A 19,284-nucleotide genomic window follows, 5' to 3' on the forward strand; every position below is an offset into this window, starting at 1 on the left:
TCAGATGATCTTCTCGTCGGCCAGGCCGGCGATCTCCCCCGGTGAGCGGCCCAGCTCGGCGAGGACGGCGGCGGTGTGCTCGCCGACGGCCGGCACCGGGTCCATCCGCGGCTCCTCGTCGCCGAGGGAGATCGGGGGGAGCAGCGCGCGGATGGCGCCGCCGGGGGTGTCGACGTCCCGCCACCGCTTGCGCTCCCGCAGCACCGGGTGGTCCAGGAAGTCGCCGACCGTGTTGACGCCGGCGTTCGCGATCCCGGCCCGGTCGAGCAGGGCGGAGGCCTCGGCCGCGCCGAAAGCGGCGAAGCGGGCGTCCACGATCGCCTCCAGGGTGTCGCGGTTGGCCACGCGCAGCGTGTTGGTGGCGAAGCGCGGGTCGGTGGCGAGCTCGGGCGCGCCGAGGAACTCCGCGCAGAACCGCACCCACTCGGTCTCGTTCTGGATCGAGATCAGGACCGTGCGCCCGTCTCCCGCGGTGAACGGCCCGTACGGGGCGATGGTGGCGTGCCGGGCGCCCGCGCGCGGTTGCTGGCGGCCGCTCCCGGCGGTGTAGTAGGCCGGCTGGCCCATCCACTCGGCCAGGGCCTCGAACAGCGAGACCTCCAGGGTGGCGCCCTCGCCCGTGAGCCGCCGCTGGTAGAGGGCGGCGAGGACGGCGCTGAAGCCGTACATCCCGGCGGCGATGTCGGCGACCGAGATGCCGACCCGGGCGGGCTCGTCCGCCGACCCGGTCAGCGAGACCAGGCCGGCCTCGCACTGGGCGAGCAGGTCGTACGCCTTGCGGCCGGCCCACGGGCCGTCGCTGCCCCACCCGGTGATGCCGAGCACGATCTTGCGGGGGTCCCGTGCCCGCACGGCGGCGGCCGACAGGCCGAGCCGGTCGGCCGCGCCCGGCCCGAGGTTCTGCACCAGCACGTCGGACCGGCCGACCAGCTCGTGCAGGATCTCCCGGCCGCGCGGCGACTTCACGTCCAGCGTCACCGACTCCTTGGAACGGTTGAGCCAGACGAAGTAGCTGGACTGTCCGTTGATCGACTCGTCGTAGCGCCGGGCGAAGTCGCCGGAGCCGGGCCGCTCGATCTTGATCACCCGGGCGCCGAGGTCGGCGAGCTGGCGCGTCGCGAACGGCGCGGCCACCGCGTGTTCGAGCGCGACCACGGTGATCCCTGTAAGTGGCAGCACGTCTCCCCTTTCGTCCCGATATAAAATATATTATTTATGCTCGAATCACCAGATGTCTCATGAATCTCGTAGCTGAGCAGGAGTTCCGCCCACACACGAGGGCGCGAAACTCTATAGAGCCCGGCCGACACCTGGCTCCATGAACGGGCTAGGCGGGGTCCTGCTCGCCCGCCGCGCGCTTGTCGAACTGCCTGGCCAGCAGATCCCCGGCGTTGGCGATGTGATCGTGCATCGCCGCCCGCGCCGCCTCCGCGTCCCGGGCGCGCAGGCCCTCCAGGATCTTCGAATGGTCGTGCAGGGTGGCCTGCGGCCACCCCTCGATCTCCGAGTAGAAGCGGGTGGGGATGTACCGCCCGGTCAGGGTCAGCACCCACGTGATCTTGCGGGCGTCCGCGACCAGGTTGATCAGGCGGTGGAAGGCGTGGTTCTTCTCCTCCAGCAGCGCCAGGTCCTTACGGTACGCCGCCGCGAGCAGCTCGTGATGCAGGGCGTCGAGCTCGTCGAGCTCGTCAGGGGTCGCCCGGACCGCCGCCCGGGCGGCCAGCTCCCCCGAGATCAGCGCGTGCGCCTCGAACAGGTCGCGGATGTCCTGCCCCGTCAGCCGCGCCACCTGGAACCCACGCCGGGGCAGCAGCTCCAGGAAGCCCTCCACGCGCAGCACGTGCAGCGCCTCGCGGGCCGGGGTGGCGGAGATGCTCAGCGCTTGGCCAACCGCCTCAGGCCGGACGGAGTCGCCCGGGCGCCACTGCCCCGACATGATCATGCTTCGCACGTAGGCGGCGGCGTCGTCGCTGAGCTGCGGCCGCCCCGCCTCTGCCGCCCTGGCGCCCATCGCACCACCTCTCGTCTCGGCTCCCCCGGCGCGTGTCGCGCTGAAGATCCTAGACGTGCAGCGTCCCGCACGACACCCCGATCGGCTATATTATCCGGCCGACCCGAGCGGATACGGTCGCCGTACCAGGGGTTTCGTCTCTATAGAAGCAGCCACCCGGCGCCGGCGCCAGGGTGCTCCATCCGCCTACAGCGGCGCCTGCTGGACGAGGACGACGACGCCCGTCACCAGGACGAACCAGCCGAACCCGCTGCGCAGCCGGTCGGCGTCGAGGCGGCCCGCGAGGGCGCCGCCGACGAGCCCGCCGGCCACGGCCGCCGCGGTCACCCACAGCGCCAGGGACCAGTCGACGGGCGTGGAGTGCAGGTATCCGGCCAGGCCGGCCAGCGACTTCATGGCGATGACGACCAGTGAGGTGCCCACCGCCGCGCCCATGGGCAGGCCGCCGAGCAGCACCAGCGCGGGCACGACCAGGAAGCCGCCGCCCGCGCCGACGAGCCCGGTCACCAGGCCGACCACGGCGCCTTCGGCGACCACGTGCGGGACGGGCAGCTCTCGCGGGACCGCACGGGTGACACGACGGCCACGGATCATGGCCACGGCGGTGGCGAGCATCATGGCCGCGAAGGCCACCATGAGCAGCGTCTCGGGCAGGTGCGGGCCGATCAGGCCGCCCCCGTACGCGCCCGCCATGCCCGCGGCGCCGAAGATCAGCCCGGTGCGCCAGCGGACGCGCCCGGCCCTGGCGTGGCCGACGGCGCTGACGGCGCTGGTGACGGCCACGACGAACAGCGACATGGCGATGGCCTGCTTGACCGGGACACCCGCCAGGTAGACCAGCAGGGGAACGGTGAGGATGGACCCTCCGCCGCCGAAGAGTCCAAGCGTCATGCCCACCACGACGGCGGCGGCGAGGGTCAAGGCGATCACGAATACCCCCGGGGGTATGTAAAGGATACGAGAAAGCGCCTGGTCAAGGGGCCGAAGGCCCGCGCAGACGGGCGACGGCGGCTTCGACGTCCACCTCGCCGGCGCGGTTGTAGGGCAGCCTGGCCAGCAGCATGCCCATGGCGCAGGTGCCGGTGAGCGCCGCGACCGTAAGGCCCGCGCCGACGAACGCGGCGACGAACACGGCGGCCGGGACCCACAGGCTGGTCACGGCCGAGACGAGCACGATGCTCCCGGCGACGAGCCGGACCTGCCGCTCCAGCGGCCAGCGCGGCCGGCCGCGGTTGACGGGTGCTCCGGAGGCGATCCAGGCGTTCATGCCGCCGTCCAGCACCGCCACGCCGGGCAGTCCGGCCTCGCTGAGCGCTTTGCGGGCCCGCTCGGCCCGGCCGCCGGACTGGCAGACGAGCACCATGCGGCCGCCGGCGTCCTGGACGATGCGTCGCAGGTGGGCGTCCACCTGGTCGAGCGGCAGGTTGACGGCGCCGTCGATGTGGGCGGACTCGAACTCGGACGGGGTGCGGACGTCCACGACGAGGACGCCGGGGTCGGTCGTGATCAGTGCGCGGGCGGTGGCGGTGTCGATGTGGGACACGAAGGTTCTCTCCTGGGAAGGTTGTCAGGCGGTGTGGTGCTGGCGGAGGGCGTCGGCGACCTCGGCGATGCCCGCGCCGTTGAGCGCGACCGGCCGGTAGCCACGGCCGGCGAGGAAGCCGGCGGCGATGGCCGCGCGGCGCCCGGAGGCGCAGGCGACGAGTACGGGTCGCTCCGGGTCGAGTTCGGCGGGCACGCCCTGGACGAACAGGTCGGGCAGGAAGCGCTCCACCGTGCCCGGCAGCCGGACCTGCTCCCGCTCGCTGGGCATCCGGACGTCCAGCAGCTGCGCGCGCGGCTGGGCGAGCCGCTTGACGAAGACGTCGAGCCCGGCGAGCTCGTAGGTCTGCGTGGCGTCCGGGCCGGGATGCCGGACGACGCCCCGCACGGTGTCGATGCCGATCTGGGCGAGCTGCGTGACGGCTTCGGTGACGTCCTGCCCGGGCTCGGCGACCAGCGTGATCGGCTCGGCGTACGGCAGCAGCCAGCCGGTCCAGCTGCCGAAGTCCTCGTCCAGCTCGATGCCGGTCGAGCCGGGCAGCATGCCGCGGGCCTGCACCCCGCGCGGGCGGATGTCCACGACGTGGGAGCCCTCCGGCGCGGCGTCGAGCTCGGGGACGCGCACGGCCGGCATGGGCGGGGCGCCGAGCGTGTTGGCCGGGCCCATGTGCCGGTAGAAGGCCGGGATGGGCATGGGAGCGGTGAGCATGGCGTCGGCGAACTCCTCCGGGTCGTCGATGGCCAGCATCGGGTTGCCCTCGCGCTCGGCTCCGATGGTCGACGTCAACCGGCCGGCGCCGCTGGCGGTGCAGAACGAGCCCTCGCCATGGGTCGGGTACAGCCCGACGCCGGGAGGCAGCGCGGCCAGGCGGTGCAGCGAGCCGTGCTGCAGGCGGGCCAGGGAGCGGGCGCGCTCGGGGCCGAGCAGGTCGGGCCGGCCCGCCGAGGCGACCAGCAGGCTGCCGCCGGAGAAGAGCGCCACCGGCTCGCCGTCGACGAGCACCAGGTAGCTGGTGTGCTCGGGCGTGTGGCCGGGCGTGTGGATGGGCCGGAGGGTCAGGCCGGCGCCGCCGTCGATGTCCTCCAGGTGGAAGGCGGGCGTGTGCCGGTAGGCGGGCGTCGCGGCGGCCGGCAGCACCAGCTCGGCGCCGGTGCGCAGCGCGGCCTGCTCGCCGCCGGAGACGTAGTCGTTGTGGATGTGGGTTTCCAGCACGAACCGCAGCTCGACGTCGCGCTCGGCGGCGGCGTCCAGGAAGCGGCCGATGTCGCGCTGCGGGTCGACGAGGACGCCCTTGCCCTCGTACGTCAGCAGGTAGGTCTGGTCGCCCAGGCCGGGCGTCCGGAAAGAGGTGATGTCCATCGTGCGTCCATTCCCATCAAATACCCCTGGGGGTATAGGAGAGTCAGAAAAACGCGGCCACGACGTGGCCGCGGGTCTCAGGCGAGCGCGAGGAAGAGCTTCTCCAGCTCCGCCACGCTCATGGGCGGCTGGTCGCCGCGGTTCTGCGCGTCCTGGCAGTGCCGCAGACCGGAGGCGACGATCTTGAACCCGGCGCGGTCGAGCGCCTTGGAAACGGCGGCGAGCTGGGTGAGCACCTTCGTGCAGTCCTCCCCCGCCTCGATCATCGCGATCACCCCGGCGAGCTGGCCGTGCGCCCGCTTCAGTCGAGTCAGCGCGTCGCCCACCATGCTCTCGTTCAGCTCCATGCCCGCAGCATACCCCTAGGGGTACCCTTCTCCGCAAATCGGGCTCGGGCACGTAGGTCCCGGGGGTCCTGGGAATAGGTCATCGAGGCCGGACTGTGTGACCTTCGGCCCTGGCCACCCGACTGTGACCAGCGAAGATGAGGGAGAGGTCGTGCGAGCCGGGAGAGATGGGTGAACCGATGACGCTGGCATCACCGGGGCTGACGTCGGAGGAGGCGGCCGTACGGCTGGACCGCGACGGGCCCAACCTGCTGCCCGCCAAGCCGCCCACGCCGCTGTGGCGGCGGGTGGCCGGGCAGCTCCGTGACCCGCTGATCGTCGTGCTGCTGGTGGCCACCGCGCTGACCGCGTTCACCGGCGACTGGACGGACATGACCGTCATCCTCCTGGTGATCGTCGTCAACACCGGCGTCGGCGTGACCCAGGAGGTGCGCGCCGACAGGGCCATAACCGCGCTGTCCACGCTCACCGCGCCCACGGCCCGGGTCGTCAGGGACGGCGCCCAGCGGGAGGTGCCCGCGGCCGAGGTCGTCCAGGGCGACGTGCTGGTGCTGGCCGAAGGCGACATCGTCCCGGCCGACGCCCGCCTGGGAGAGGCCGCGGCCCTGCTGATCGACGAGTCCGCGCTGACCGGCGAGTCGGTGCCGGTGGACAAGAACCCCGGTGACGAGATCGCCGCGGGCACAGTGGTGCTGCGCGGGCGCGGCCGGGGCGAGGTGAGCGCGACCGGCGCGGCCAGCGCGACCGGGCGGATCGCGGCGTTGATGGTGGCGGCGGCCGGGCTGACGCCCCTGCAGCGGCGGCTGGTCGGGGTGGGGCGGCTGCTGGCCGGGGCGACGGTGTTCCTGTGCGTGGTGGTCGGGGCGCTGGGCCTGGTGCGCGGGCAGCCGCTGGAGCTGATGGTGATCACCGCGATCAGCCTGGTGGTGGCGGCCGTGCCGGAGTCGCTGCCCGCCGTGGTCACTCTCAGCCTGGCGCTGGGTGCCCGGCGGATGGCCGCGCGGCGCGCCCTCGTACGCCGCCTGCACGCCGTCGAGACGCTCGGCTCGGTCACCGTCCTGGCCACCGACAAGACCGGCACCCTCACCGAGGGACAGATGGTCGTGCGCCGGCTGTGGACACCCGCCGCGCGCGCGGCGCTCACCGGGACCGGCTACGGGCCGGACGGGGAGGTCGAGGGCGACGCGGCGCCCGAGGCGTTCGCCGGCCTGCTGACGGCCGCCGCGCTGTGCAACGACGCGCGGCTGATACGGGGCGACGGCGAGGAGTGGCGGGCCCTGGGCGACCCGACCGAGGCCGCGCTGCTGACCGCGGCCACCAAGTTCGGCCTGGACCGCGGCGAGCTGAACCGCCGTTACCCCCGCCTCGCCGAACGGCCCTTCGACAGCGCCCGCAAGCGGATGAGCACCCTGCACCGGCTGCCCGAGGGCCGGTCGAAGGTGATCTGCAAGGGCGCGCCTGAGGTGCTGCTGCGCGCGCCGGCCCTCGCCGACGACCGTGCGCTCCTGGACGACGCCGCCGCCGAGGCGGCGCGCCTCGCCCTCGAGGGTTACCGGGTCCTGGCCGTGGCCGAGGCCGACCTGCCCGGCATCCCCGAGGAGGTGCCGGAGGAAGGGCTGCGGCTCCTCGGCCTGGTCGCCATCCTGGACCCGCCCCGCCGGGCCGCCGCCGGCACCATGGCCGCCTGCCGGCGCGCCGGCATCCGGCCGATCCTGATCACCGGCGACCATCCGGGCACCGCCGGCGCCATCGCCACCGAACTCGGCATCATCACACCCGGCGAGCCGGTCGTCGACTGCCGCGCCCTCGCCACCTCCGACGGACACTCCGGCGCCTCCGTGTACGCGCGCGCCACCCCCGAGCAGAAGCTCGCCCTCATCGAGGACATGCGGGCGGACGGCGAGGTGGTCGCGATGACCGGCGACGGCGTCAACGACGGCCCCGCCCTGCGCCGCGCCGACATCGGCGTCGCCATGGGGGGACGCGGCACCGAGGTCGCCCGCCAGGCCGCGGATCTGGTCCTGGCCGACGACGACCTGGACACCGTGGTCGCCGCCGTCGACGAGGGCCGCCGCGTCTACGCCAACATCCGCCGCTTCCTGGTCTACGGCCTGTCCGGTGGCGCCACCGAGATCGCCGTCATGCTGATCGGCCCGGCGTTCGGGCTCGCGCTGCCGCTGCTGCCCGCCCAGATCCTCTGGGTCAACCTGCTCACCCACGGCCTGCCCGGCGTCGCGCTCGGCGGCGAGCCCGCCGAACCGGCCGCGATGCGCCGCCCGCCGCGCCCGCCGGACCAGAGCATCCTCGGCGCGGGCCTGTGGCAGCGGGTGATCCGCATCGCGGTCGTCCTGACCGTCGTCACGCTCGGCGTCGCCGTCTGGGCCCTGCACACCGGACGTCCCTGGCAGAGCATGGCGTTCTTCACCCTGGGCGCCGTCCAGCTCGGCGTCGCGCTCGGGTCCCGCGCGCGCCCCGGCTCCCTCGCCAACCCGGCGCTGCTGGTCGCCGTGGCCGGAGCGCTGCTGCTGCAGCTCGCCGGCCTGTACGTGCCGCTGCTCCGCGACCTGCTCAGCACCGAACCCCTCGCCGCCGGAGACCTGCTCGTCGTGACCGCGCTGTCGGTCCTCGGTTACGCCGCCGCCCGGCTGGACCGCATCCTGCACCGCGAGCCCGTGCCCGAAGCCGTCCACTGACTGCCACCGGAGTCAGGGAAGGGCGAACCGCGCGGCGTGCCCGAAGGCGATGGCGGGCACCGTGTGGTGCGCGTCGTAGGGGCTCGGCCTGAGCGCCGCGTCGCAGGACCTGCGCGGCGAGGAACGCCAGGTGATCTACGGCAGCCTGATCCACAAGCTCAAGCCGTTCGAGCTGTTCGAGAACCAGTATCTGGGGTCGGAGCTGCTCCGGCAGATCTTCGACGTGGACGAGATGCTGTACTTCGTGGCCCCGGGCTGGTACTCCCACACCGACCGCACCAACGCGATCGATCCGGGCGGCCACGCCACCGACGAGTGGCGGGTCGACTACCTCATCACCGAGCAGACACAGCCCGCGCCCTTGGGGAGCTCACTCGGCTGGCTGATCCAGATCGACGGCGACGCCCGCCGCAACGAGTTCCTCAACGCCGCGTGGGCCAAGGCGGTCCTGCCCGTACGGCCCGGACGCGAGAGCGCCGCACTGGAGTGGCTCCGGCAGGCGAACGTCGAGGGAGAGGCGGCACTCGACCTCCCGTACGAGTTCCAGGAAGGCGACCCCCCGGCCTATCAGGGCAAGAAGGTGGGAGAAGTCCTGGACATCCTCGCGTCCCAGTTGCAGACGTCCAACACGCTCACCGGCAACACCCTCGCCGCGGAGGAGGTCTTCGAGACCGGTTTCGACCCCCTCGCCGGCGGCTTCCGCCCGGCGAAGCCGTACGAGGTCTTCGACCAATGGGTCGAGGTGCTGCCCACCGACCAGGTGGTGGCGGTGGAGGTGCAGTACGACCCGAAGACCGGTCAGCAGCTGTGACCGGCCGTGTCACCTGTCGTCCGCCGCCGAGGGCCGGACGACCGCCACCGGGCAGGTGACGTGGTTCAGCACGCCGCGGCTCACCGAGCCGAGCACGGCCGAGGCGAAGCCGCCCATCCCCCGCGAGCCCACCACGACCAGATCGGCCGAAGCCGAGGCCTTCATGAGGGCGGCGACGGGATGCTCGCACACCTGCTCGTCGGTGATCTCGACGTCCGGGTTCTCCTCCCGCCACGGCGTCACCGCTTCGCGGGCCTTGCGCTGCTGCTCCTCGAAGGCGCTGTCCAGGACACCGACGTAGGCGGCGGCGTACGGCACGGACATCGGCACCTGCCAGGCGAACACCGCGTGGACACGGGCCCGGCGGGCGCGCGCCTGCTCGATGGTGTACCTCATCGCCGTCCGGGAGCACTTCGAGCCGTCGTAGCCGACCACGACCCGCCCGTACGTCGCCTCGGCCCTGCCGCGCACGACGACGACGGGCACGGCGGCGTATCCCGCCACGGCCGCGCTGACCGAGCCGAGCAACATCGCGGCGAAGCCGCCCCGTCCCCGGCTGCCCAGGACCACGCACTCGGCCGAGGCCGACTCGGTGATCAGCTGCTCGACGACGTTGCCGCTCCGCACCTCCGTGGTCACCTCCACGTCTGACGCCACCTCGTGTGCCCGGGCGGCGGCGGCCCGCAGCGCATCGGCGCCGTACCGCGACTCGGCCTCGTCCAGGACGAGCGGCCAGTGCTCGTGCACGTGCACGAGGTGGAGCGAGCGCCCGCGGCGGTGCGCGTCGGCGGCCGCCCACTCGACGGCCGCGGTCGCCGGTACGGAACCGTCCACTCCGGCCATGATCTTTCCCGCCATGACACGCCCTCCCCTTCAGCCGGCCACCGTGCTGCCCCTCTCCGTATCTCCCCAGGTTGATGCGGTTGATTCCGTCCCAAGGGCCGCCCCGCGGATTGCCTTCTCCAGACCCCCGCCCCGCACGTTCTGGGTATCAACCGCCCCTGGAAGGAGCCGGGAAGGCGATCCAGTGCGGGGGATGTGATCGATGAGCCAGGCGGAGCAGCCGGCCCAGGGCCGGGAGGTCGATCCGACTGAGCGGCTGGAGCTGCTGCTGCGTGATCTGCGCAGCGCCCGGTCCGGTCTGACCTCGCGGGAGGCGGAGCGGCGGCTGGTCCAGTACGGCCCGAACGAGCTCCACCGCCGTGGTGGTCATCGGTGGCCTGGGGAGCTGGTGCGGCAGTTCACCCACCCGCTGGCGCTGCTGCTCTGGGCGGCCGCGGCTCTGGCGTGGGTGGCGGGGATCATCCCGGTGGCGGTGGCGATCGTGGTGGTGATCGTCATCAACGCGGCGTTCGCGTTCGTCCAGGAGTTGCAGGCCGAGCGGGCGGTCGAGGCGCTGGCCGCGTACCTGCCGGTGCAGGCGAAAGTGCTGCGCGACGGGCGTCCGGCGGTGGTGCCCGCCGCCGAGCTGGTGCCCGGCGACGTCCTGGTGATCGACGAGGGGGACCGGATCTCGGCGGACGCCCGGTTGGTCGAGGGCGGTGTCGAGATCGACCTGTCGATGCTGACCGGCGAGGCCATGCCGGTCTTCCGGTCCGCGGAGCTGCTCGATACCGGGGTGAGCCTGCTGCGGGCTCGCGACCTGGTGTTCTCCGGGACGATGTGCACCGAGGGCCGGGCGCGGGCCGTGGTGTTCGCCACCGGGATGCGGACCGAGCTGGGACGGATCGCGGCGCTGTCGGAACGCGTCCAGCGCGAGGAGAGCCCGCTGGAGCGGCAGGTCCGCAAGGTGGCGTGGCTGATCGCGGCGATCGCGGTGGTCACCGGGGCGGCCTTCGTCCCGCTGGCGACCTTCGGCGCGCACCTGCCGGTGCCGGAGGCCGCGGTGTTCGCCGTGGGGCTGCTGGTGGGCAACGTGCCGGAGGGTCTGCTGCCGGTGATCACCCTGGCGCTGGCCCTGGGCGTGCGCGACCTGGCGCGGCGGGGAGCGGTGGTCAAGCGGCTGAGCGCGGTGGAGACGCTGGGGGCGACGGGGGTGATCTGCACCGACAAGACCGGCACGCTCACGGAGAACCGCATGCGCGTCACCGTGATCTGGACCGCCGCCGGGACCTACGAACCGGAGGACGGCCCGGCGGCCGGGGACGCCCGAGACCCGGCGCTCGGAGGGCTGCTCTCCGTCATGGTGGCGTGCAACAACGCCCAGCGCGACCTCGCCGGGACCCTGACGGGCGACCCGACCGAGATGGCGATGCTCGCGGCCGCCGACCGGCTCGGCGCACCCGGCCGGTCCGGCGGGCGGCTGCGCCTGTTCCACTTCGACCCGGTGCTGAAGCGGATGTCGACCGTCGACGAACGTGACGGCGGCACGTGGGTGGACACCAAGGGAGCTCCCGAGACGGTCCTGCCGCTCTGCACCGCGATCATGGAGGGCGGCGAGGTCCGGCCTTTCACCGCGGCCCGGCGCCACGACGTCGAACAGGTCGTGGACGCCCACGCCCGCCGGGGCCTGCGCGTGCTCGCCCTGGCCGCACGCCGCCTCGATCCGGCAGGGCCCGCGCCCCAGGAGCGTGTGGACGCCGAACGCGAACTGACCCTGCTGGGCCTGGTGGCGATGCACGACCCGCCGCGCGCCGAAGTCGCCGAGGCCGTCGCGTACTGCCATGCCGCCGGCATCCGCATCATCGTGGTCACCGGTGACCACGCGCTGACCGCGGCGGCGATCGCCCAGCAGGTGGGCATCGCCGGCGAGCACCCGGTGGTCGTCACCGGTGAGCGGCTCGACGCCATGAGCGAGCACGACCTCGACGCGCTGCTGCGCGAGCACCGTCAGCTGATCTTCGCGCGCAGCTCGCCCGAGGCCAAGCTGCGGATCGCCGACGCGCTGCGCGCCGAGGGGCACGTGGTGGCGATGACCGGTGACGGGGTCAACGACGCGCCGGCGCTGCGCCGCGCCGACATCGGCGTCGCCATGGGGCGCTCGGGCACCGACGTGGCCAAGGAAGCCTCCACGATGGTGCTCACCGACGACAACTTCGCCACCATCGTGGCCGCCATCAGGTCAGGCCGGCAGGTCTACGACAACATCCGCAAGTTCATCTGTTACATCTTCGCCCACACCACCCCCGAGATCGTCCCGTTTCTGGTGTTCGCTCTGGCGGGCGGGGCCGTCCCGCTCCCGCTCACGGTGCTGCAGCTGCTCGCCTTCGACGTCGGCACCGAGACCCTGCCCGCGCTGGCGCTCGGCCGCGAACCCGCCGAGCCCGGCCTCATGCGGCGCCCGCCGCGCGAGCGCTCGGAGAGCGTGATCCGCACCTCGATGCTGCTGCGCGCCTGGCTGTTCCTCGGCGTGATCTGCGCCGTCCTGTCCATGTCCGGGTTCTTCTACGTACTCCTGAAAGCCGGTTGGCACCCGGGCGATCCGACCGGTCCCGGGAGCCCGCTGCACCACGCCTACCGGCAGGCGACCACCATGACCTTCCTCGGCATGATCACGTGCCAGATCGGCACCGCGTTCGCGGCCCGCACCGAACGCGCCTCCCTGCGCTCGGTCGGCGTCACCTCCAACCCCTTGCTGCTGTGGGGCATCGCCTTCGAGCTGGCCCTGGCCGCCGTGCTCATCTACACCCCGCCGTTCCAGGCGCTGCTGGGCACCGCCGCCCTGACAGTGGACATGCTCGCCTTCGTCGCCCCGTTCCCGTTGATCGTCTGGGGCGCCGACGAGATCCGCCGGTGGCTGCTGCGCCGCCGGGAGGCCCAGCCGCTGTGATCGGCCTCGCGGCGGTTCCGTGAATGTGCCCTTGCCCAATGATGACCAGCGCCTTCGTAGGACAGTCACCGGCACGGGTTCATGATGGGAATGTGGGTTCAACCAGCAGATTCGACGCTTTTCGCGCGCTGGCCGAGCGTCGCGGGCGTCCGCGGATGCTGGATTCCCTGTCGGAGGCGGCGAGAGCCGGACAAGGATCCGCCGAGGAGCGGGCGCCCGAAGTGGCCCGGCGACTCGGCCTGCCGGCCGCGGCGGGGCTCGGACCGGCCACCTTCTACGCCGATCTGGCCGCTCCCCGCGGTCGCCGTCACGTCCGGGTCTGCACCGCCGCCGCCTGCTTCGCGGCCGGGTCGGGCCGCCACGTCCAGGAGGTGGAGGAGGCGCTCGGCGTCGCGGCGGACCACGTGGACGCACAGGCGCGGGTCTCGCTGCAGAGCGTCCGGTGCCTCGGCTACTGCTACGCGGGCCCGGCCTGCCTCGACGGCGACACGCCGTGCACCGGCCCGGAGCCGGCCGCCCAGCTCTCCGGCCGCGCGCGGGCCCACGCTCCCCCGATACCCTCCGCCGACGCCACCGGCGCCCCCGTGGTGCTGGCCGGCGTCGTCGGGAGAGAGGATCCCTGGGAGGTGTGGCCCCGCGTGGTGCGGACGCTCGCCCCGGACCGGGTCCTCGCCGAGGTGGCGGCCTCCGGGCTGCGCGGGCGCGGAGGAGCCGGTTTCCCGGTGGCCGCCAAGTGGGCCGCAGCCCAAGGCTCGCCCGACACCGTGGTGGTGGCCAACGGCGACGAGGGCGACCCGGGCTCGTACGCCGACCGGCTGCTGATGGAGGCCGATCCGGGACGGGTGCTGGAAGGGCTGGCGCTGGCTTGTCACGCGGCCGGAGGCCGCCGCGGCGTGGTGCTGGTCCGGTCGGAGTATCCGCGGGCGCTGGCCCGCATGCGGGCCGCGGTGGAGCGGGCACGCGCCGACGGGCATCTGGGACGGCGGATCCACGGCACCGGCGTCGATCTCGACATCGAGGTGGCCGAGGGCGCGGGCTCCTATGTCGCGGGCGAGGAGACCGCCCTCGTCGCTGGGCTCGAAGGCGGGCGTGGCTGCGCCCGGCCGCGCCCGCCGTACCCGACCAGGAAGGGCCTGTGGGACGCCCCGACCGTGGTGAACAACGTGGAGACGCTGGCCGCGGTCCCGTGGATCGTCCAGCGGGGCGGAGACGCCTACGCCGCGCGCGGCACGCGCTCGGAGACCGGCACGAAGCTGGTCTGCCTGTCCGAGCGGTTCGCCCGGCCCGGCTGCTACGAGGTCGAACTCGGCACGTCCGTGCTCGCGATCGTCGAGGAACTGGGCGGCGGCCTGCGCGAGGGCTCGGAGCTGGCCGTGGTGCAGGTCGGCGGGCCTCTCGGCGGCTTCCTCGCCGCCGGCGAACTCGACGTGCCGCTGTCGGAGGCGGCCCTGGCCGGTCGCGGCGCGGCGCTCGGACACGCCGGGCTCGTCGCCTTCGACCAGCACGTCGAGCCCGAGGACGTGCTGCGGCACGTGTGGGAGTTCGCCGCCGCGGAGAGCTGCGGGGCGTGCTCGCCGTGCCGGGTGGGGTCCCGCCGGGGTCTGGAGATCGCCCGGACCGCCGCGCGGGCGGGCGACGAGTACGCGCGGCTGCTGCGCGTCATGGGCGAGGCCAGCCTGTGTGCTTTCGGACGTCGCGTGCCGGCGGCGGTGCGCAGCCTCGCCCGCGCCTACGGCGACCGGCTGGCGGGGTGGGACCGGTGAGGGTTCTGGTCGACGGGGTGACCGCGCACGTGGCGGACGGCGCCTCGATGCTCGACGCCGTGCGCGCGGCCGGCGGCGAGCTGCCCACGTTGTGCGACGACGACCGGCTGACCTCCGTGGGCTCCTGCCGCACCTGCCTGGTCAGATCCGGCGGCTCGGTGGTGGCCGCCTGCGTCACTCCGGCCGCCGACGGCGCCCGCATCGAGGTCGCCGCCGAGGATCTGCGGACATCGCGCCGCGAGGCGGTCGAACTGATCGTCTCGGCGCTGCCGCCGTACGCTCTCGACGGCGGCAGCGAGCTGGCCACACTCTGTCACTCGCTGGGGATAGCCCCGGACCTGGCCCGGGGAACCGGCGGCCGGGGACGTGACGACAGCCACCCGTACGTCCACCTCGACCGCGACCTGTGCATCGCCTGCGGCCGGTGCGTGCGCATGTGCGCCGAGGTGCAGGGCACCTTCGCCCTCACCCTGACCGGACGGGGCTCCGACACGGTGGTGGCGCCCGGCACGGGAGGGCCGTGGGCGGAGTCCGACTGCGTCTCCTGCGGCGGCTGCGTCGACACCTGCCCCACCGGGGCGCTCACCGAGCCCGGCCTGCCCGGCGGCGGCCGAGCGCCGGAGGCGGCCCGCACCCGCACCACGTGCGGCTACTGCGGGGTGGGCTGCTCGCTGGACGTGCTCACGCGCGACGGCGAGGTGATCGCGGTGTCGCCCGCCCACGACGGCCCGGTCAACCGCGGGCACGCGTGCGTCAAAGGACGTTTCGCCCACGGCTTCCTCCGCTCGCCCGAGCGTCTCACCGGGCCGCTGCTGCGCCACGCCGGCCGGCTGCGGCCGGTGAGCTGGCGCGAGGCGCTCGACCACGTCGCCCGGGGGCTACGGGCCGCGGTCGCCGCGGGCGGCCCCGGCGCGGTGGCGGCGATCTCCTCGGCCAGGGCGACCAACGAGGAGAACTACCTGCTCCAGAAGTTCATGCGGGTCGTGATCGGCACCAGCAACGTCGACAACTGCTCAAGGCTGTGCCACTCCCCCTCGGCCGCCGGGCTGACCGCGACGTTCGGCCTGTCCGGCGGCACCGACGGCTTCGACGACGTGGAGACCGCGGACTGCCTGCTGCTGGTGGGCGCCAACCCGGCCGAGGCGCATCCGGTGGTCGGCGCGCGGCTGCTCCAGCGGACCCTGCGCGGGGCACGGCTCGTCGTGGCGGACCCCCGGGCGGTCGGCCTGGCCCGCTACGCCGACGTGCACCTGCGGCCCCGGCCCGGCACCAACGTCGCGCTCTTCCACGGGCTGGCCCACGTCTTGCTCGCCGAGGGCCTGGTCGACGAGGAGTTCCTGCGCCATCGGGCGAGCGGCCTGCCCGAGCTCACCGCGCTGCTGGAGGACTACTCGCCGGAGCGGGCCGCCGCCGTCACCGGCGTCCCCGCCGGCGACATCGTCGCGGCCGCCCGCCTCTTCGGCCGGGCGGAGCGGCCGGCGATCGTCTACGGGCTGGGCGTCACCGAGCACCTGCACGGCACCGACGGCGTGCGCACCCTGTCCAACCTCGCGATCCTGCGCGGAGCGGTCGGGACCGGCCGCGGCTTCGGGGTGAACCCGCTGCGCGGCCAGAACAACGTCCAGGGCGCTTCCGACATGGGCGCGCTGCCGGACCTCCTGCCCGGGTACGGGAAGGTGACCGACCCCGCCGGGCGGGCCAGGGCCGAGGAGGTGTGGGGCGCCCCGGTTCCCCCGCGGCCGGGGCTGCGCATCCCGCAGATGTTCGCCGCCGCCCGGTCGGGAGAGCTCCGCGCGCTGTGGGTCATCGGCGAGGACGTCTGCGCCACCGATCCCGACAGCACCCTCGTCGCCGAGGCGCTCGACGCCTGCCCGCTCGTCGTCTGCAGCGAGCTGTTCCTGTCCGAGACCGCCCGCAGGGCCGACGTCGTGTTCCCGGTCGCGTCCTGGCTGGAGAAGGAAGGCACCTTCGTCAACTTCGACCGCCGCTTCCAGCGGGTGCGCGCCGCCCTCCGCCCGCCGGAAGGGGTGCTCACCGATTTCGAGGTCATCCACGCGCTCGCCGCGACGCTCGGCGCCGACCTGGGGTGCCCCACCCCGGCTGACGCTCTGGACGAGTGCGCCCGCCTGGTCCCCGCCTTCGCGGGGCTGTCGCACGTACGGCTCGACCGCGAAGGCGCGGTCTGCTGGCCGTGCCCGGACCCCGACCGGCCCGGCGAGTCCTCGCTCTACCGGGAACGGTTCGCGACCCCCGACGGGCTCGCCCACCTCAGCGCCGCGCCCTATCTGCCGCCGGGCGAGCAGCCCGACGACCGTTACCCTCTGGTCCTGGTCACTGGACGGCGCTGGGCGCACTACAACTCCGGCGGGATGACCCGTCGTACGGACAATCTGCGGCTCGACCCCGTCGACCGGCTCGACGTCCATCCGGACGACGCGGCCCGGCACGGCCTGCGCGACGGCGACCGGGTCAGGGTGGAGAGCCGCCACGGCAGCGCCTCCCTGATCGCCCGCCTCAGCGACGACGTGGCTCCGGGCCAGGTCTTCTGCGCTTTCCACTTCCCCTCCAGCGGGGTCAACGCCCTCACCTCCGACCGGGCGGACACCGTGACCTCCTGCCCTGAATACAAGGTCACCGCCGTGCGGCTGACGGCGCTGACGAAGGACACAGAACTTCTCCGGAGGCGGCGATGAGCGATGGATACGCCGGTCGGCCCGTACTGGTCGGCTACGACGACTCGCCGGGGAGCCACCAGGCGCTGAGCTGGGCGCTCGACGCGGCGCGCATCCGAGGGCTGCCGGTGCTGGTCTGCCATGCCCTGCACTGGCCCTACGCCTTCCGGCCCGTCACCCACGAGATCATGGCGCAGATCGAGCACGTCGCCCTGACCGTCGTGGAGGAGGGCGTCCGCCGTGCCCGGGAGCTGGCTCCCGACGTGAATGTCCTGCAACTGCTCGGCAAGGGCACGCCGGCGGCGGTGATCCTGGAGGCCGGGCGCGACGCGGAGCTGACCGTGCTCGGGTCCCGCGGGCAGGGCGGGTTCGACAGCTTGCAGGTGGGGTCGGCCGCCGTGCAGGTGCCCGCGCACAGCGCGCGGCCGGTCGTCATCGTACGGCCCGTCCCGCCGCCGAGCAGCCCGGAGGTCCGGATCGTGGTCGGGCTCGACGGCTCGCCCCCGAGCCTGGCGGCCTTCGACTTCGCCCTGGACGAGGCCGCCCTGCGCGGCGGCACGGTGCAGGCACTCTGCTGCTGGACCGAGTGCGGCTCGTCGGCCTGGCAGGATCCGCTGCCCTTCGTGGATTCGCACGCGCTGCGCAGGGGGGCGGAGGCCCGCTTCCGCGAGGTCGCGTCGGAGCTGGCCCGCAGGCACCCCGAGGTGCCGGTCATGACCGCCTTCGTGGCCGAGCGGCCCCAGCGCGCGCTGATCGAGACGGCCCAGGACGCGACGCTCCTCGTGCTGGGGAGCCGCGGCAACGAGTCACCCGCCTGCCTGCTGCTGGGACCGGTGACCCAGACCGCGCTGCGCGAGGCCAGGTGCCCGGTCGCGGTGGTCCCACCGGCCCCGTGACCCTGCCGTCACCTGGAGTATCTGTCAGGCACGCTGCCTGGCCGTACGGCTCGCGCTGACGCCCTGACCCGCGGAAGCGTTCACCGAGGCCGGGTGACGAGGTCGCTCAGGGCCGCTGCCAGGCGGTCGACGTCGTCGGTGGAGGTGAACAGGGCGGGGGTGACCCTGACGGCGTCGCCGCCGCTCATGCCGCTGCGGGCGACGGTGAAGATCCGGTGCTTGGTCATGAGCTCGTCCGCGATCGCGACGTTGTCAGCCTCCGAGTCGCGGCCGGGCAGCCGGAACGCGGTGATGCCGCCGTACATGCCGGGCTCGTCCGGGGTGAGGACCCGCGCGCCGAGCTCGTGCGCCCGGCGGACCCAGCGGTCGCGCAGGAAACGCAGGCGGGCCTCCTTGACCTTCGCGCCCAGGGTCTCGTGGAAGTCCAGGGCGGCGTCAGCGGTCAGGAACGGGGCCACGTTCATGGTGCCCGAGTGCACCCGTGAGCGGATGTCGGACGCCGGGTAGGTCTCGTCGTCGTACAGAAGATCGATGTCGGCCAGGCGATCCGCGCGGATGTAGAGGAACCCCGCGCCCAGCGGCACGCCCATCCACTTGTGCAGCGAGAACACCCCGAAGTCGGCGTCGAGGTCGGCGATGCTGAAGTCGAGCTGGCCCCAGGAGTGGGCGGCGTCCACGATCACGTCCACGCCGCGCTCACGCGCCATGGCCATGATCTGGCGTACCGGGGTGACCAGGCCGGTGCGGTTGTTCATGTGGCTGAGCAAGAGGAGCCGCACCTTCGGGTGCAGGCGCAGGGCTCGCTCGTAGGTGTCGAGCACCGCCTGACGGGTGGCGGGCTCGGGCATGACGATGCGCTCGACGGTGACGCCGCGCCGGGCTCGCAGCCAGTTCATGGCGTACTGCCCGCTGTGGTAGTCGAGGTCGGCGTACATGACGGCGTCGCCCGGGCGCAGGCGGCGGTAGCCGGAGATCAGGTTCTGCAGGGCCTCGGTGCCGCCCCGGGTGAGCGCGATCTCGTTCCTCGTCACGCCGAGCAGGGCGGCGATCCGGTCGCGGACCTCGTCGGCCCGCGGCTTGTAGGTGGTCCGCAGCAGGTGGGAGCTGTGCTGGTTGAGATGGTCGACGTTGTGGTGGTACGCCCGCCGGACCGGCTCCGGCATGACCCCGTAGTAGCCGTTCTCCAGGTTCACGAAGTCCGGGCTCACCCGGAACTGCCGCGCGACGGTCGCCCAGAAGCGCTCGTCGCGCGCGAGCCGCTCCGGGGCGACGCCGGTCGGCACGGCCAGGGTCGCCGGCGCGTACGCGCGCTCCCGGTCATAGGGGCATGCCACGGCGCCGACCGCCATGGCGCCGAAGCCGGCGACGATCCGTCGTCTGGACAGGGCCATGGCGCACTCCTGATATAAGCGGGAATTGA

At 73.5% G+C, this 19,284-nt stretch carries 14 protein-coding genes; 6 read left to right on the forward strand and 8 right to left on the reverse strand.

Annotated elements, in window-relative coordinates; genetic code table 11:
• The 6 genes from ACIBF7_RS14555 to ACIBF7_RS14580 form a co-directional block, all read right to left on the reverse strand.
• Positions 1-1,179, reverse strand: a complete 1,179-nt coding sequence (locus tag ACIBF7_RS14555) for a CaiB/BaiF CoA-transferase family protein (protein WP_271280312.1) — start codon at positions 1,177-1,179, stop codon at positions 1-3.
• Positions 1,180-1,327: 148 nt separating this feature from the next.
• A complete protein-coding gene (locus ACIBF7_RS14560; protein WP_148030938.1) occupies positions 1,328-2,011 on the reverse strand; it encodes a GntR family transcriptional regulator in 684 nt (227 codons plus the stop codon).
• A gap of 186 nt (positions 2,012-2,197) precedes the next feature.
• Positions 2,198-2,941, reverse strand: coding sequence for a sulfite exporter TauE/SafE family protein (locus ACIBF7_RS14565; protein ID WP_397197269.1), 744 nt, complete (start codon positions 2,939-2,941; stop codon positions 2,198-2,200).
• Between the two features lie 43 nt (positions 2,942-2,984).
• Complete coding sequence (locus tag ACIBF7_RS14570) at positions 2,985-3,554, reverse strand: rhodanese-like domain-containing protein (RefSeq protein WP_364235521.1); 570 nt, start codon at positions 3,552-3,554, stop codon at positions 2,985-2,987.
• Positions 3,555-3,578: 24 nt separating this feature from the next.
• Positions 3,579-4,913 (reverse strand): MBL fold metallo-hydrolase, encoded by a 1,335-nt coding sequence (locus ACIBF7_RS14575; protein WP_219547156.1) that lies wholly within the window; start codon positions 4,911-4,913, stop codon positions 3,579-3,581.
• 77 nt (positions 4,914-4,990) lie between these two features.
• Entirely contained in the window at positions 4,991-5,260 is a 270-nt protein-coding gene (locus ACIBF7_RS14580) for a metal-sensitive transcriptional regulator (RefSeq protein WP_148030934.1), read from the reverse strand.
• A gap of 179 nt (positions 5,261-5,439) precedes the next feature.
• Between ACIBF7_RS14580 and ACIBF7_RS14585 the strand changes: the two genes are divergently transcribed.
• Positions 5,440-7,953 carry a cation-translocating P-type ATPase gene (locus tag ACIBF7_RS14585; protein ID WP_397197270.1) on the forward strand — a complete coding sequence of 838 codons (2,514 nt, stop codon included), beginning with the start codon at positions 5,440-5,442 and terminating at the stop codon, positions 7,951-7,953.
• A 130-nt stretch (positions 7,954-8,083) separates the two neighbouring features.
• Positions 8,084-8,764 carry a hypothetical protein gene (locus ACIBF7_RS14590; RefSeq protein ID WP_397197271.1) on the forward strand — a complete coding sequence of 227 codons (681 nt, stop codon included), beginning with the start codon at positions 8,084-8,086 and terminating at the stop codon, positions 8,762-8,764.
• A 9-nt stretch (positions 8,765-8,773) separates the two neighbouring features.
• Here the strand turns inward: ACIBF7_RS14590 and ACIBF7_RS14595 are convergent, their stop codons facing one another.
• Entirely contained in the window at positions 8,774-9,622 is an 849-nt protein-coding gene (locus ACIBF7_RS14595) for a universal stress protein (protein WP_397197272.1), read from the reverse strand.
• 187 nt (positions 9,623-9,809) lie between these two features.
• On the opposite strand from ACIBF7_RS14595, the gene ACIBF7_RS14600 reads away from it, so the two are divergent.
• From ACIBF7_RS14600 to ACIBF7_RS14615, 4 genes are all read left to right on the forward strand, one after another.
• Complete coding sequence (locus ACIBF7_RS14600; RefSeq protein WP_397197273.1) at positions 9,810-12,533, forward strand: cation-translocating P-type ATPase; 2,724 nt, start codon at positions 9,810-9,812, stop codon at positions 12,531-12,533.
• Positions 12,534-12,688: 155 nt separating this feature from the next.
• Entirely contained in the window at positions 12,689-14,296 is a 1,608-nt protein-coding gene (locus ACIBF7_RS14605) for an NAD(P)H-dependent oxidoreductase subunit E (protein WP_397197274.1), read from the forward strand.
• Positions 14,293-16,989, forward strand: a complete 2,697-nt coding sequence (fdhF, locus tag ACIBF7_RS14610) for a formate dehydrogenase subunit alpha (protein WP_397197275.1) — start codon at positions 14,293-14,295, stop codon at positions 16,987-16,989. The genes ACIBF7_RS14605 and fdhF overlap by 4 nt, the downstream gene beginning before the upstream one ends.
• Positions 16,986-17,864 carry a universal stress protein gene (locus tag ACIBF7_RS14615; RefSeq protein ID WP_148030927.1) on the forward strand — a complete coding sequence of 293 codons (879 nt, stop codon included), beginning with the start codon at positions 16,986-16,988 and terminating at the stop codon, positions 17,862-17,864. Before fdhF ends, ACIBF7_RS14615 begins: the two co-directional genes overlap by 4 nt.
• Positions 17,865-17,944: 80 nt before the next feature.
• Here ACIBF7_RS14615 and ACIBF7_RS14620 read toward each other — a convergent pair whose 3' ends face one another.
• Positions 17,945-19,255, reverse strand: a complete 1,311-nt coding sequence (locus ACIBF7_RS14620) for an aminotransferase class V-fold PLP-dependent enzyme (RefSeq protein ID WP_271275126.1) — start codon at positions 19,253-19,255, stop codon at positions 17,945-17,947.
• Positions 19,256-19,284 lie beyond the last annotated feature (29 nt).

This window comes from Nonomuraea sp. NPDC050478 (assembly GCF_044458265.1).
GTDB lineage: Bacteria > Actinomycetota > Actinomycetes > Streptosporangiales > Streptosporangiaceae > Nonomuraea > Nonomuraea ferruginea.

What these genes read in the sequence shown, in the direction of transcription:
- ACIBF7_RS14560 (WP_148030938.1), bottom strand. Translation starts at nt 2,011, where the DNA reads ATGGGCGCCAGGGCGGCAGAGGCGGGGCGGCCGCAGCTCAGCGACGAC.
- ACIBF7_RS14575 (WP_219547156.1), bottom strand. Translation starts at nt 4,913, where the DNA reads ATGGACATCACCTCTTTCCGGACGCCCGGCCTGGGCGACCAGACCTAC.
- ACIBF7_RS14580 (WP_148030934.1), bottom strand. Translation starts at nt 5,260, where the DNA reads ATGGAGCTGAACGAGAGCATGGTGGGCGACGCGCTGACTCGACTGAAG.
- ACIBF7_RS14585 (WP_397197270.1), top strand. Translation starts at nt 5,440, where the DNA reads ATGACGCTGGCATCACCGGGGCTGACGTCGGAGGAGGCGGCCGTACGG.
- ACIBF7_RS14595 (WP_397197272.1), bottom strand. Translation starts at nt 9,622, where the DNA reads ATGGCGGGAAAGATCATGGCCGGAGTGGACGGTTCCGTACCGGCGACC.
- ACIBF7_RS14600 (WP_397197273.1), top strand. Translation starts at nt 9,810, where the DNA reads ATGAGCCAGGCGGAGCAGCCGGCCCAGGGCCGGGAGGTCGATCCGACT.
- ACIBF7_RS14605 (WP_397197274.1), top strand. Translation starts at nt 12,689, where the DNA reads ATGCTGGATTCCCTGTCGGAGGCGGCGAGAGCCGGACAAGGATCCGCC.
- ACIBF7_RS14615 (WP_148030927.1), top strand. Translation starts at nt 16,986, where the DNA reads ATGAGCGATGGATACGCCGGTCGGCCCGTACTGGTCGGCTACGACGAC.
- ACIBF7_RS14620 (WP_271275126.1), bottom strand. Translation starts at nt 19,255, where the DNA reads ATGGCCCTGTCCAGACGACGGATCGTCGCCGGCTTCGGCGCCATGGCG.